Raw genomic sequence first — 13965 nt, forward strand, 5'->3', positions numbered from 1 at the left:
TCATCGAGACGGCGCGGGGCGGCGCAGACGCCGCCAGCCGAGCACGATCCCCGTGAGAGCGATGCCGGCGCCGAGCCCGTTCAGGGTCCACAGGACGAGGTCCCAGGCCGGGCGGTGGCGCGTCAGGATCGCGAAATCGAAGCGGTGGGGGGCGGAGAACAGCCAGCGGTTGGCCCGGCCGCTTCGGTCGAGACGCATCAGGATCTCGCCCGTTTCCGGGTCGAGATAGGCCGAGGTCTCCGCCGGATCGTCGAACCGGACGCGCAACACCGGCAGCACCCGTGTCTCGTGGTGCGGGTACCAATAGGCGTCGTAGGCCGTCAGGGTCTCGGCCGCGACGACCTGCGCGCCCGGCAGGATGCGCGCCGCCGCCGTGCTCAAGGATTGCGGCGCCACAGGCGGTTCGACATGGCGTCGCCCGTCCGCATCGGTGGCGACCGCGTGGACCTGTCCGGCGATGCCGGTGAACCGAATCTCGACGGGACCGGACACGGCGACGGTGCGCAGGGCGTCGAGGCCGGGGAGGGGCGCTTCTCCCATGACGGCGCTCCGCATGGCGGGTGTTGGGCTCGGCCCGGAAAACCAGCGGTTCGGGTTCATCGACAGCCAACCGCTCGCGACCCAGCCGAGGAGCGCCACGCCGCCGACGATCCCGAACAGGTGGTGCCAACGCATAACGCCGCGATAGGGCGAGACTCCCATAGCGTAGGGCCGGCGCAGGCGCAGGCGCCAGACCCCGAGGACGAGGCCGCTCAGGACACCGGCCACGGCGATGCCGGAGATCCACAGCACCACGTCGCGCCACAGCTCGGCCCGGGCGCGCAAGGGCGTGAGGTAGATCCAGTGCGGGATCGACCCGAGCCAGTTCCAGCCGCGCACGAACCGCGTCGTCTCTAAAACGACGGCGCCGGTGACCTGCGAGACGTAGCGCTCGGTGCCGGCGGAATCGTCGTGGGCGACGACGTGGAACGGGCGGAACGGATCGTAGCGCGCCGTCACGGTCCACTGGTCGCGCTGGATCGTCGTCACGCTGGGGTTCGGACCGGTCCCGCCCCGGGCCCGAACCAGGGCCAGAGCTTCCGCCCCCGACAGGGGTCCCAGCACCGCGCCGGTCTCGGCCGAGACCGTCCCGAGTTCGCCCGTCGGGAGGATGGTCCGGTAGACCGGCGCATCGCCGCGCATGCCGAGCGACAGGGCGAGGGGCAGGCGCGTCAGGCCGAGGGGCTTCAGCGCCGCGTCGGGGCCGAGCCGCACCCGATCCCAGGCGATGGGGGGCAGGCCGGCGAGCCGCGCCGCCTCCGTCAGGTTGGGGAAGGGGACGTACATCATCACCAGGCCCGATAGGACCCAGGTGGCGAGGAACATCCCCGTGGCGATGCCGAGCCAGCGGTGGCCGAGGATCAGCCACCGCTTCATTGGTTTCAGGAGGCGGCGCACGGCGCGTCAGAAGCTGACGCTGTAGGCGACCTCGAACGAGCGCGGCCGGCCGAGGAGCCAGTTTGTGCCAACCCCGTTCACGGCGTTGCCGCTGATGGCGTAGACCGTGTCGGCGAGGTTGTAGGCCCGCACCGACAGGCGCGAGGCCGGCCCGACCTGATAGTCGAGCCCGGCATTGAGCAGGGCGTAGTCCGGGCGCCGGGCCATGTTGCCGAAATCGCTGAAGGTCTCGCCGACATACTGCACGCCGATGCGCGCCTCCCAGGCCGGGGCGAAGGCCCAGTTCACCCAGAGGTTGGCGACGCGCTCCGGCACGTCGATGGGCTGACGACCGGCATAGGACACCACCGCACCAGCCACCGCCTGATTGAAATCGTCGTACTGGGCGTGGAGGAGGGCGACGTTGGCATCCACCCGCCAGGCATCGAAAAGGTGAAGGGACACGGCCGCCTCGACGCCCTGCGAGGATTGCCGGCCGACCTGGGTCGAGACGGTGGGCTGGCCCGGCACGGTGGAGACGAGGTTGTCCTTGACGATGCGGTAGCCGGCGAGCGTCCACTCGGCCAGCCCCCCGAAGGCGATGCCCTTGGCGCCGACCTCGACCTGCTGGCCGGTGGAGAGGCGGAAGTTCGCCAGACTCTGCGACAGGGTGATGAGGCTCCCCACCGGATCGGTGGCGGTGGCGTATTGGGCGTAGAGGGAGAGGTCGGGCGTCGGGGCGTAGACGGCACCGAAGCGGTAGCTCAGGGCCTGGAAGTCGCGCTGGAAGGTGGCGCCGGAGACGAGGTTCCGGCGGTTCAGGGTCGGGGCGTCGAAGCGCACGCCCGTCAGCAGCGAGAGCTGATCCGACAGGATCAGGCGGTTCTCGGCGAAGACCGAGGCCTGGTTGGTCGACGTGGCATAGGCGGGCGAGGCGCGGCCGTTGGCCGGGAACAGGCCGGGATCGTAGGCGAACGGATCGACGCTCGTGGTGAGGCCGCCGCCCTCGGACTGGAAGTTGTTAGTGTGCCGGAAGGCGATGTGATTGACGTCGAACCCGGCCAGAAATTCGTTGCGGAACCCGAACAGGGTGCCCCGGACCGTCGCGTCGAGGCGATTCCCGACCTGTTCCTGCTGGTGGTAGATCTCAAGGTAGTCCGAGCGGTCGATGCGGCCGGTGCCTCGGTTGAAGGCGTATTGCTCGACGTCGAGCCACTGGCGCCGGCTCTGGAGCCGGTAGGCGGTGTTGCGCACGGTGATGTCGGCGCTCGGGCTCCACTCGGTCCTGAGCTGGGTCCAGTTGTCCGTCCAAAAAATCTTGGCGTCGCGGACGTTGTAGTTGTTGAACCGGATGGAATCGAGGATCCGCCCGTTGACCAGCGGCGTACCCCAGTAGCGGGCGGGCTCCTGGTAGCCGAAGTCGTGGCTGAGTGTGAAGGCGAGGTCGGGGGCCGCCTGCAAGGTCAGCGCGCCGGAGACCGCGAGGTTGCGAAAATCTCCGTCGGGCTGCATCCAGCCGCCGGACCGGTTGCCGCTGATGTTGAAGCGGTAGGCCAGGGCCTCGCCGATGGGGCCGCCGGAATCGAGGGCGAGTCGGGCGAGACCGTCCGAGCCCAGGGCCGCGCGGGCCTCGTTGATGGGCGTGAACACCGGCTTCTTCGTCACCACGTTGACGACGCCGCCGATGGCCCCGTCGCCGTAGAGTACCGAGGCCGGGCCGCGCAGGACCTCGATGCGCTCGACGTTCCAGGTGTCGAACGGGAAGGTGACGGTGCCGGCGCCCACGTAGAGGCGCGTGCCGTCGTAGAGCTGCTGGATCGAGTTCGGGCCGGCGAATCCGCGCGCCGTGAAGGCCCCATTGCCGTTGCCGGGGGCCGCCACGGTGGTGATGCCGGTGGCGTTCTCTGTCACGGCCTCCGCGACGGTGTTCTGGCCACGCCGGCGCGCGGTCTCGCCCGCGATCACGTCGACGCTGGCCGGCGTCTCCAGGGGCGTCAGACCGAGGCGGCTGGCGCCGCGATCCACCGTGCGCAGGTTGAGCCCGGCGGGCGCGACGCCGGAACCGGCCACCGACAGGGTGTCGAGGGTGACGGCCGGCTCCTGCGCCGAGGCCGCGATGGGAGCGAGGACAAGGAGAAGACATCCTCCGACGATCCCGGGACCGGGGCCGGGATGATGCGCGAGGCAGGAACGTGGAAACAGCATGGCGATGCGAATTGTCCGAGGGCGCGCGACGTACGCGACGACGCTTCCACTACGCCTAAAACGAATGTTATAACGTTACAATCGTTCAGTCCTGGCCAAGCCTTTTCGTGCGACGACGCATGAGCTCGACGGCCGCACGGGTGCGGTACGCGATCACGATCGATAGGCAATGAAGGCAGTGGTTCGGGCGGGCGCATGCGGAAACGGCGGGCGCGCACGGGGCGCGGTGTGGCACGTCACCGCGAACGAGGCCGATCCGTTCGCGGCATGCGAACGCCCCGACACCCATCAGGACACCCCGCCCGATGCGTTTCGCGTGTGACCACGACTGACGGCAGGTCTCCTGGCTCGCGGGTCACCGCCCTCTCATCGTCTTCCCAGGCCGGGATCTTGGCAGATCCGGAAGACCCAGTGACGTGTTGATGATGGGCTCGCCGCTTACAGTTGCGGGGGCAGCCGCGGCATCGAGCCGAAGCCCTCACCGCGTTCCCTTTTGATCCTCCGGAGAGGAACCGTCACGGTCACGCTAGGGCTTCGCCGAGCACCCCGTCAAGCCGAAGCGCGGATCGTGACGGTCGATCCAGCGGCAAAGCGGAATTCCAGGCACACCAACGGACCGACGACGACCAAGCGCCGAAAACCACGTTGACGCCTGATTGGAGTTATTCTAATTAAGAACGGCGCGGGCGGAGCGACTGCCCATCCGACCGAGAGAGACACAATGACCAGCAACCACAGCATCGCCTGCGAGAGCTGCCGCTTCTTCGACGATCACAAGCTCAACGGCGGCGCGGCAGCCGGCGATGCGGGCCTGTGCCGCTTCAATCCGCCCGTGAGCCAGCCGGAGCCGAAGTCCCCGGGCCTTTGGCCGGTGGTGGCGTCCAAGGATTGGTGCGGTCACTTCACGGCCGAGATGACCGCTGCCGAATAAGCGCACCCCCATCACGAAGCTCTACGAGCCGGCGCGAAAGCCCCGGCTTTTTGCGTTCGGGTCCGGACCGACGACCTGCGAACCGGATTCCAGCGACGGCGGGGCGTCGTGGTCATGATCCGGTCACCTTCGCGTCCGAAGGCGGGGCATCACCGCACGGGGCGACGACCGCGTGTGGCCCGGTGACGGTCGTCCGGCGCGGCTCCGGCGGGCCGACACGACACGGCTGATGGCGCCGCCCGGCAGGTTTTCGAAGTTTGAGGATGTCCAACCCATGATCGACCGATCGACCCTCGCCGCTCTGGCCGGCCTGACCCTGGCCGCGCTGCCCGGGTCCGCCCTGGCCGCCACGCCCAACGACGCGACCGGGACCTACCTCACCGAGGATGGCCGCGCGCGAATCCGCGTCGAGAAATGCGGTCCGCAGAACACCAACCTGTGCGGCTACGTCGTCTGGCTGAAGGTGCCGTTGAACGACAAGGGCCAGCCCCGCGTCGACTTCAAGAATCCCGACACCAAGAAGCAGGCGCGCCCGTCGCTGGGGCACCAGCTCATCATGGGTCTGAAGCCGGATGCCGACGCCCGTTACGCCGGGAAGATCTACAACGCCGACGAGGGCAAGTTCTACGACGTGACCATGTGGGCCGATCAGCCCACCGAATTGTCCGTGCGGGGCTGCATGCTCGGGTTCCTGTGCGGATCGCAGACCTGGAGCAAGGTCAACGACGTGGTTCCGGGCCAGCTCACCGCGGCGACGAACCAGCCCGGCGGCCCGCGTTCCGACGCCGAATGGGCGCCCAAGCCCGCGGCCCCGAAGCCCGGCGCGAAGCCGGCCGCTCCCGGAACCGCACCCGCCGCCCCCGCGGCGGAGTAGGATCGCGGGTCGCCCGCATCGAGCCGCTCGACTCATCGGGAAAATTTCGAGCCGGCTTCGCCCAGCGGAGCCGGCTTTTTGTAGCTCTGGATCAGTCCACCAGGGCGGCGTAGGTCAGCACCCGCAACTCCCGGCGGATCGGCAGGGCCGAGGACGGGATGAGCTGGGCGAGGAGCACCACCGCGAGATCCTCGGCCGGGTCGACCCAGAAGGCGGTGCTGGCGAGCCCGCCCCAGGCGGCCTCGCCGGGCGTTCCGACGATCTGCGCACGGGCCGGATCGAGCATCACCGAGAAGCCGAGCCCGAAACCGATGCCCGTATAGGCCGTCTCGGAGAAGCGCGGCTGGCCCATGGCGGCCAGATCGCCGTCGAGGTGGTTCGTGAGCATGAGATCGACGGTCTTGCGCCCCAGCAGCCGCACGCCGTCGAGTTCTCCGCGCGCCAGGAGGAAGCGGCAGAAGCGCATGTAGTCCCCCGCCGTGGAGACGAGGCCGCCGCCGCCGGAGGCCACCACCGGCGGACGCGCGAACCGGCTCCCGACGCAATCGTCGTAGACCTTCAGGCTGCGCTCGCGAAACAGACTGTAATTCGCCGCGAACCGCTCGACCTTGTCGGGTGGAACGAAGAAATCCGTGTCGAGCATGCCGAGCGGCGCCAGGACGCGCTCCCGCATGAACTCCGCGAAGTCCTTGCCGGACACGACCGCGACGAGGTAACCGAGGACGTCCGTGGCGACGCTGTAGTTCCACTCGGCCCCGGGCTGGGCCAGCAGGGGCTGGCGGGCAAGGCGCTCCACCACGGTGGCGAGGCTGTCGGTCTGCGCCTCGCCGAAATCGACGCCGTTCTGGCGGTAGAGGCCATCGACGAGGGTGGCCTCCATGAAGCCGTAGGTCAGGCCGGAGGTATGGGTGAGGAGGTCGCGGATGGTGATGGCGCGCTGCGCCGGCTCGCTGTCGAACTTCACCCGGTTGCCGCCGGTGAGCACCCGCATGTCGGAGAATTCCGGCAGGAAACGGGTGATGGGATCGTCGAGCTGGAAGCGCCCCTCTTCGTAGAGCATCATCACCGCCACCGAGGTGAGCGGCTTCGTCATCGAATAGATGCGCGCGATGGTGTCGGGGGCGAACGGCTTCTCCCGGGCGATGTCGGCGAGACCGTGGGTGCGGAAATACGCGGTCTTGCCCGCCCGCGCCACCATCACCGAGAGGCCGGCGAGCTTCCCGTCGGCCACCAGCCGCTCCATCCAGCCGTCGATTCGCCCCAGGCGATCCGGGCACAGCCCCACCGCCCGCGCCTCGACGTCGATCTCACCGTGCATGCCATCGCTCCATCACACCGTGACGGCATGTAGCCGGGCCTGACGGGGACGCAACCCCGGCGCCATGGTCCTACCAACCCATGGAGCCGGGACCACCCTTGAACGGGCCGACGAGGCCCGGCGTGATCCAACCGCCGTAGAACCCGCCGGGCTGCGGCGTGGCGCGGACGTCGCCGACGAAGCAGCCGTCCATCGGTCCGGCATAGAAGGCGAGGTATCCGGCGATGGCGCGAAAATCCGGCGTGGGATCGGGATAGGCCCAGGCCGCCCCCTCGGCGCGGCGCCCGCCGGCCGAGACGTCGTGGAGCACGGCGCGGCCCTTCCACTCGCAGAGGCCGGCCCGGCGCGGCGGGCCGAGCACGCCCGGGGCCACGTCGGCGGGCGGGATGTAGTAGGTCGGCGGATGGCTGGTCTCGAGGACGCGCCAGCCCGCCACCGTGCTGGCGATGGTCTCGCCCGAGAACACCACCCGCAGGCGCCGGGCGACGCGCTCCAGGCGGGGCGGCCGCGGGTAATCCCAGACGCTCTCCTCGTCGGGACCGGGGTGAATCGGTGTCGGCCACATGCGCAGCGGGCTCCTGGCGTCGGGATACGGATGCGTGAGTTAGGGCACGGCGTGGGCCGCGCCCCGTTTTCCACTGGCGCGCGTCATGCTAGCGCAGGCCGGTCTTGGATGGAGGGACGCGAAGCGTGACCGAGAGCGTGACCGAGCCGACCGACTTCGCCCTCTACCTCGACTTCGACGGGACCCTCGTGGAAATCGCCCCCCGGCCCGATCTGGTCCGGGTCGATCCGGCCCTGCCGGGCGCCCTGGAGCGGCTGCGCACCCGCCTCGGCGGCGCGCTCGCCGTCGTCACCGGTCGGCCCATCGGGGTGATCGACGATTTCCTGGCGCCGGCCCGGTTCGATATCGCCGGCCTGCATGGGGTCGAGCGGCGGGTCGACGGCGTCGTGAGCGGGGGAGGCGCCGAGAACCATCCGGAACTGCGTGCCCGCATGGCCGGCCTGACCGCGGCCGTCGCCGGGCTCGATGCCGTTCTGATCGAAGACAAGGGCGCGTCGGTGGCGGTGCATTGGCGCCTCGCCAGTCCGGCCGACGCGGCGCTCGCGGAAGCGGCGGTCAAGATCACCGCCGATGCCCTGGGTGCCGCCTACCGGCTCCAGCTCGGCAAGGCGGTGGGCGAGATCGTGCCCGCCTCGGCCACCAAGGGCCAGGCCATCCGGGTGTTCGCGCAAGCCCCGCCCTATGCCGGCCGCCGGGCGATCTTCCTCGGCGACGACCTCACCGACGAGAAGGCCTTCGCGGTGGTCAACGCGAGCGGGGGCGTCAGCGTCCGCATCGGCGCGGCCGAAACCATCGCCACACGGCGCCTCGCCACCCCGGAGGACGTGCGCCGGCTGCTCTACGCCTGGGCCGACGGGGCCCCCATCGATCCCGACGCCCTGCCGCCGGCCTGACCCGGCCGCGCCCAGAACGGCCACACCCGCGTCAGCCACACCTGAGAACCCGGCCTTTTTCGAAAAGGAGCGCGCATGTTCGAATTTCCGGTCCTCGTCGGCGATATCGGCGGCACCAACGCCCGCTTCGCCGTGGTGCCGAAGTCCGGTGCACAGCCGCGCCTTCTCGCCCATGTCGAGACGGCCGGCCATCCAGACCCGAGCGCCGCGATCCGGGCGGCGCTCGCCGAAGGTGGCGGTCCGCCGCCGCGCTCGGCCATCCTGGCCGTCGCCGCGCGCGTCGATGGCCCGGCGGTACAGCTTACCAACGCCCATTGGGTGATCGAGGGCGCGCGGATCGGCCGGGATTTCGGCCTGTCGCGGGCGGTGATCGTCAACGACTACGTGCCGGTGGCGGCGGGCGCGGCCGAGATCAGTCCCGGCGAATTGACCCCGGTGGGTCCCCATCGCGAGGGTGGGATCAAGGGTGATCAGGGCGCCCGCCTCGTCCTCGGCCCCGGCACGGGTTTCGGCGCGGCGGCCCTGCTGCCCGTGGGGGATCGCCTCGCCATCGTCTCGACGGAGAGCGGGCACGTGGATTTCGGCCCGAGCGACACCGAGGAGCACGCCCTGTGGCCGCACCTGGAGCGGATCGAGGGACGGATCACCGTCGAGGCGTTGCTCTCCGGGCCAGGCCTGTCGCGCCTGCACGCCGGTCTGCATCGTCTGCGCACTGGAGAGGACGGCCCCAGGCTCGATCCCGCCGCGGTCACCGAGGCAGGACTCGGCGGCACGGACCCGGATGCGGCGGCCGCCCTCGCGCTCTTCGCCAAGCTGCTCGGCCGGGTCTGCGGCGACCTCGCCCTGACGTTCCTCGCCACCGGCGGGGTCTATATCGGCGGCGGCATCGCCCCTCGGATCATCGATGTGCTGCACCAGGGTGGCTTCCGCGCCGCCTTCGAGCACAAGCCGCCCTTCGTGGCGCAGATGGAGGCGATTCCAACCAGCGTGATCGCCCTCCACGACCCGGCCTTTTCGGGCCTCGCCGCCCTGGCGAGCCGGCCGGACGTGTTCGTGTATCACGGTCAGACCTGGACGGCGGACTGAGCGCGGGGATGCAGCTGCATCACCCCATCGTCGTACCCGATCTGGTCGAGGCCTGGATCCTCGACCGGCTGTCCGTGGCCCCGACAGGAGACGGCGACCGGCCGAGCCTGCGCTTCTTCCGGGATCGCACCGTGGCAGGCCTCGTCGCCCAGGCGATGCAGGACCGCCGGGACGACGGTGCGGCGGGGCTCACCGCCCGCGATGTTCGGCAGGGTGCCGTCCTGGCGTTCGACCGTACCACCCTGTCCTCCGCGACCCAGCTGATCTCCGTGCGGGAGGCCCGCGACGACCTGCGCGAGGACGAGGTCGAATTGCGCGCACGCACCGATCTGCTTCGCCTCCGCCAGCGAATCCGGACGATCCACCTCGGCGACGAGGAGATCGACTTCTGGATCGAGGCCTATGCCAGCGGGCATCCCGGCGACGACGGGACCGGACGCTGGACCAAGGCGGTCCTCGGGGCGCTCGACGACCTCTACGGCGACCCGCGTCGGATTCCCGGCGACCTGGCGCCACCCGAGCGGGAACACTGAGCGAAGAGTCCAAGGCGATTTTACACAGGCGTAAACGCTCGCCTAAGATGCGGGGCATGCGCACCGGACGGACACGATCACGGGCGAGCGGACGCCCCTTCAGCGCGGCGCTTCTCGGAGGCGTGTGCACCGTCTTGTGCGCAGCCGCCCTGGCCCAGGGTCCGTCACCCATCAACAACTGGATGGATCTTCGCACCGCTCTGGCCGCGTGCTGGTCGGTGCCGCCGGGGACGGAGGGATCGTTGATCGCGTTCCGCTTCGGCCTCGACAAGACGGGCGCCCTGCGAGGGCCGCCCCTCGTCACCGCCCGGCGGCTGAACGGCGACGGGGAAGCCCGCAAACGCTACGAGGACGCTGCCACTGACGCCCTGTCACGGTGCCTTCCGATCTCCGTCACACCGGCCTTCGGAGCGATCCTCGGCGAAAGTCCTATCCGCCTGCGGTTCGTCAACACGCCGCCCGCCCCCGCCTATCAACTCAACAGCAACATCACGGTGTTCGCGCCGCGCTGAGGCTCACGCGATCACCCGGGCCATTCGGGCAAATCCTAAAAAAGCGACCCTATCGGGGAACCGAATGGCAAACCCTGCGTTATCGCCTCCACTCAAATAATTAATGTAAACACAAAGTAAAGGACTGGTCTTTTCCATTGATGATGCGATCTAATCTCGGTGTTGCCGAAATACACTAGAAGCGTCGTGCCAAGCCTTGCTAAGCCCAGGTCACGCCGCACCGAGAGTGCGCCTCAGCTTTTCTGGCAGTCACACAATGTTCAAGACGCTCTTCCTCGCCAGCACCGCCGCCGCCCTCCTCGTGGGCGCTGCCTCGGCCGCTGACCTTCCGCGCCGTGCGGCTCCGCCGGTGTTCGTGCCGGTGCCGGTGTTCACCTGGACGGGCTTCTACGCCGGTTTCAACGCCGGTTACGGCTTCGATCTACAACAACGTGTTCCCGAACCTGGTCCGCGGCGGCGCCGCTGGTCTCGCCGGCGCCGGTGGCCCCTCGCAGGTCGCCTACTCCGACCGTTCGAACGAAGGTTTCACCGGCGGTGGTCAGATCGGCTACAACTACCAGTTCACCCCGGGCTCGGGCGTGGTCGTCGGTATCGAAGCCGACGCCCAGTACGTCGACTTCGGCCGTAGCCGGAACAACTTCGTCCTGACCCCCGGCTTCGCTCCCGTCGCCGGCGTCACCTTCGTCGATCCCCGCGGCACCGCCAGCCTCGACTACTTCGGCACCGTCCGCGGCCGCCTCGGCTACGCCTTCGACCGCACCCTCGTGTACGGCACCGGCGGCTTCGCCTACGGCGCCGGCAGCGAGGAGCGCTCCTTCGGCGGCTTCCGCGGCAACGACAGCTTCCGCACCGGCTGGGCCGCCGGCGGTGGCATCGAGTACGCCCTCCCCACCGACTCGTTCTTCAACTTCTTCAAGTCCTCGGCCGTGACGTTCAAGGTCGAAGGCCTGTACGTCAACCTCGACCAGAACAACCGCAACGCCGGCGTCTACGCCGTCGACACCAACAACGTCGTCTACCGTCAGCCCGGCTTCGCCGGCCGCAACTCCGGCACCGAGTTCGCCGTCGTCCGCGCCGGCCTGAACTACAAGTTCGGCTCGTACTAGGACCTGCGGGACCTTCAGGTTCGGCCTGAGCGTCCCCAGCCCCGATCATCTGGCCGCTTTCGTCGAGGCGACACCCCGAGGAGAAATCCTCGGGGTGTCGCTGTTTGGGGGTCGCGAAACGCGTTATTCGTTCACGGCGGGCGCCCCGTCGGCCATCGCGTAAACATGGTCGGCGATGGCACCGGCGGTGGTGAGCCAGACCGCGTCCCGGTGCGCCGCGATGTGCTCCAGGGCCGCACGCAAGGGCTTCAGGCGGTGTGGTTGGCCGACGATGTAGGGATGCAATGCGATCCCCATGACCAGGGGGGCATCCCGAGACTGGACCAGCATCTCGTCGAAGCCATCGACGAGGGCTTCCGCGAACTGACGGCCGGTGTCCTTACGGGCGACGATGGCCGGGATATCGTTCAGTTCCTGCGGATAAGGCACCGAGAGGATGCGCCGCCCTCCGCGCGTCGCGAACCACACCGGCTGATCGTCATGCGCCCAGTCGAGAAGGTAGCGGTACCCGGCCTCGGCCAGGAGATCCGGCGTCACCCGCGATTGCGAGATCCAGGGGCCGAGCCAACCAGCCGGCGGCTCGCCCTCGTGCCGGGCGAGGATCTCCGTCGCCTCGGCGATGAGGCGCCGCTCGGCGGCCTCGTCTAGGGTGCCCTGACGCTCGGCATTGGTGCGGCCGTGGCCGACGATCTCGTCGCCACGGGCCCGGAACGCTTCGATGAGTCCCGGGCAATCCGCATAGAGCCGACTGTTGACGAGCACGCTCGCCGGCAGGGCGAGACTGTCGAGCATCGCCTTCATCCGCCACGCGCCGACGCGGTTGCCCCAATCGCGCCAAGCGTAGTTCAGCACGTCCGGTTGGGGGCCTCCGGGCGCGAGCTCGGCGCCGAGCCCAGATCCGAAATCGAAGGTTTCGAGGTTGAGGGCGACGTACACGGCCAAGCGCTTGCCCCCCGGCCAGTCGTAGACCGGCCGATCGGGCAGCGCGCTGTAGCCGTATCGGCCATGGCCTGCCGATGTATCCATGCTGATGCCTTTGCGCTCGAGGTCGGGGCTCCGTGCCTCCCGAGATAGGTCACCGCCGAGCCTTTGGCCTCCCCGGCCCGAATCGGATGGCTACGCTCCGCGAGGCGAATGCCAGAGCATCGCCCCGAAATGCTGAGACCGGCCTTCGGCGAAAGTCGCGACAACGACGGGAATTTGGAGCGTTGCCCTCAAACGGACGAAGGACAGCGCTTCAGATCCCCCCGCCGGCGACCTCGCGGGCCACGGCGCGGCGGCCGATGTCCCGGCGGCAGAACCCTTCCGGCCAGTCGATCCGGGCGATGGCCGTGTAAGCGCGGGCCTGGGCTTCCATCATACTGGCCCCCAGGGCCGTCACGGTGAGCACGCGTCCGCCATCGGCGAGCAGCTGCCCGTTCTCGATGCGGGTGCCGGCCTGGAACACGATGACGTCGTCGCTCGCATCCGCCGCGTCGACCCCCCGGATCACCGAGCCGCGCATCACCGCGCCGGGATAACCGGCCGCCGCCATCACCACGGTCAGCGCCGCGCGACTTTCGTCGAACGGGAGATCGACGCCGGACACGTTGCCGTCGCAGGCCGCGATCAGGGCCGGGAGGAGGTCTCCGGCGAGGCGCGGCATCAGCACCTGCGCCTCGGGATCGCCGAAGCGGGTGTTGTACTCGATGAGTTTCGGCCCATCGACCGTGAGCATGAGGCCGGCATAGAGGATGCCGGTGAACGGCGTTCCACGGGCGCGCATGCCGGCGAGGGTCGGCGCGATGATGGTCTCCATCACCGTCCGTTCCAGGGCGGGGGTGAGGATGGTGGCGGGCGAGTACGCGCCCATGCCGCCGGTGTTGGGACCGCGATCCCCGTCGAACACCCGCTTGTGGTCCTGGGCCGTACCGATGGGGACGGCGCGCGTTCCGTCGCACAGGGCGAAGAAGCTTGCCTCCTCGCCGAACAGGCACTCCTCGATGACGATTTCGGCGCCGGGCTCGGTCAGCATGGCCCGCACGGCGGCCTCGGCCTGATCGAGGGTCTCGGCCACCACGACGCCCTTGCCGGCGGCGAGGCCATCGGCCTTCACCACGATGGGCGCACCGCGCTCGGCAAGGTAGGCGAGGGCGGCATCACGATTCGTGAAGCGCGCGAAGGCAGCGGTGGGAATGCCGTACGCGGCGCACAGATCCTTGGTGAAGCCCTTCGAGCCCTCGAGTTGGGCGGCAGCCTTCGTCGGACCGAACGCGCGGATGCCGGCCGCGGCGAGGTCGTCCACGAGGCCGGCCACGAGGGGCACCTCGGGTCCGATCACCACGAGGCCGATGGTGTTCTGCGCGCAGAACGCCTGGACGGCGGAGTGGTCGGCGACGTCGAGGTCCGGTCGATTCTGACCGAACGCCGCGGTTCCGGGATTGCCCGGCGCGGAAAACAGACGCTCGCAGAGCGGGCTCTTGGTCAGCGCGTAGGCGAGGGCATGCTCGCGCCCCCCGGAGCCGATGAGGAGGATGTTCATGGGCC

At 69.4% G+C, this 13965-nt stretch carries 12 protein-coding genes, 1 pseudogene and 1 riboswitch; of the genes and pseudogenes, 7 read left to right on the forward strand and 6 right to left on the reverse strand.

Going from position 1 to position 13965, the window contains the following annotated elements; all coding sequences use genetic code 11:
- Both ASF22_RS09940 and ASF22_RS09945 read right to left on the reverse strand, forming a co-directional pair.
- The gene (locus tag ASF22_RS09940) at window positions 1-1416 is read right to left on the reverse strand and encodes a peptidase (RefSeq protein WP_056263758.1); all 1416 of its coding nucleotides are present in this window, start codon (window positions 1414-1416) and stop codon (window positions 1-3) included.
- A gap of 27 nt (window positions 1417-1443) precedes the next feature.
- Complete coding sequence (locus tag ASF22_RS09945; RefSeq protein WP_056263760.1) at window positions 1444-3621, reverse strand: TonB-dependent siderophore receptor; 2178 nt, start codon at window positions 3619-3621, stop codon at window positions 1444-1446.
- 315 nt (window positions 3622-3936) lie between these two features.
- Window positions 3937-4153: riboswitch (cobalamin riboswitch) on the reverse strand.
- A gap of 189 nt (window positions 4154-4342) precedes the next feature.
- Here ASF22_RS09945 and ASF22_RS09950 point away from each other — a divergent pair.
- Window positions 4343-4552, forward strand: coding sequence for a hypothetical protein (locus tag ASF22_RS09950; protein ID WP_056263763.1), 210 nt, complete (start codon window positions 4343-4345; stop codon window positions 4550-4552).
- A 274-nt stretch (window positions 4553-4826) separates the two neighbouring features.
- Window positions 4827-5426: a DUF2147 domain-containing protein gene (locus tag ASF22_RS09955; RefSeq protein ID WP_056263765.1), complete on the forward strand. Its 600-nt coding sequence runs from the start codon at window positions 4827-4829 to the stop codon at window positions 5424-5426.
- A 91-nt stretch (window positions 5427-5517) separates the two neighbouring features.
- Here the strand turns inward: ASF22_RS09955 and ASF22_RS09960 are convergent, their stop codons facing one another.
- Window positions 5518-6744: a serine hydrolase domain-containing protein gene (locus ASF22_RS09960; protein WP_056263767.1), complete on the reverse strand. Its 1227-nt coding sequence runs from the start codon at window positions 6742-6744 to the stop codon at window positions 5518-5520.
- A gap of 70 nt (window positions 6745-6814) precedes the next feature.
- A complete protein-coding gene (locus tag ASF22_RS09965) occupies window positions 6815-7309 on the reverse strand; it encodes a DUF427 domain-containing protein (RefSeq protein WP_056169143.1) in 495 nt (164 codons plus the stop codon).
- A 137-nt stretch (window positions 7310-7446) separates the two neighbouring features.
- Here ASF22_RS09965 and otsB point away from each other — a divergent pair, with 137 nt between their 5' ends.
- From otsB to ASF22_RS09990, 5 genes and pseudogenes are all read left to right on the forward strand, one after another.
- Window positions 7447-8202 (forward strand): trehalose-phosphatase, encoded by a 756-nt coding sequence (otsB, locus tag ASF22_RS09970; protein WP_056263815.1) that lies wholly within the window; start codon window positions 7447-7449, stop codon window positions 8200-8202.
- A 75-nt stretch (window positions 8203-8277) separates the two neighbouring features.
- Window positions 8278-9288, forward strand: a complete 1011-nt coding sequence (locus tag ASF22_RS09975; protein ID WP_056263769.1) for a glucokinase — start codon at window positions 8278-8280, stop codon at window positions 9286-9288.
- A gap of 8 nt (window positions 9289-9296) precedes the next feature.
- On the forward strand, window positions 9297-9821 hold the full coding sequence (locus tag ASF22_RS09980) for a hypothetical protein (RefSeq protein WP_056263771.1): 525 nt from the start codon (window positions 9297-9299) through the stop codon (window positions 9819-9821).
- A 242-nt stretch (window positions 9822-10063) separates the two neighbouring features.
- Window positions 10064-10333 (forward strand): hypothetical protein, encoded by a 270-nt coding sequence (locus tag ASF22_RS09985; RefSeq protein ID WP_244474246.1) that lies wholly within the window; start codon window positions 10064-10066, stop codon window positions 10331-10333.
- A 256-nt stretch (window positions 10334-10589) separates the two neighbouring features.
- Window positions 10590-11439, forward strand: a pseudogene (locus tag ASF22_RS09990) (porin family protein).
- A gap of 123 nt (window positions 11440-11562) precedes the next feature.
- On the opposite strand, the gene ASF22_RS09995 reads toward ASF22_RS09990, so the two are convergent.
- Window positions 11563-12465 (reverse strand): polysaccharide deacetylase family protein, encoded by a 903-nt coding sequence (locus ASF22_RS09995; RefSeq protein WP_056263773.1) that lies wholly within the window; start codon window positions 12463-12465, stop codon window positions 11563-11565.
- 211 nt (window positions 12466-12676) lie between these two features.
- Window positions 12677-13960 (reverse strand): phosphoribosylamine--glycine ligase, encoded by a 1284-nt coding sequence (purD, locus tag ASF22_RS10000; RefSeq protein WP_056263775.1) that lies wholly within the window; start codon window positions 13958-13960, stop codon window positions 12677-12679.
- Window positions 13961-13965: the final 5 nt, after the last annotated feature.

It is taken from the genome of Methylobacterium sp. Leaf87, from assembly GCF_001422775.1.
In the GTDB taxonomy this organism is placed as follows: domain Bacteria; phylum Pseudomonadota; class Alphaproteobacteria; order Rhizobiales; family Beijerinckiaceae; genus Methylobacterium.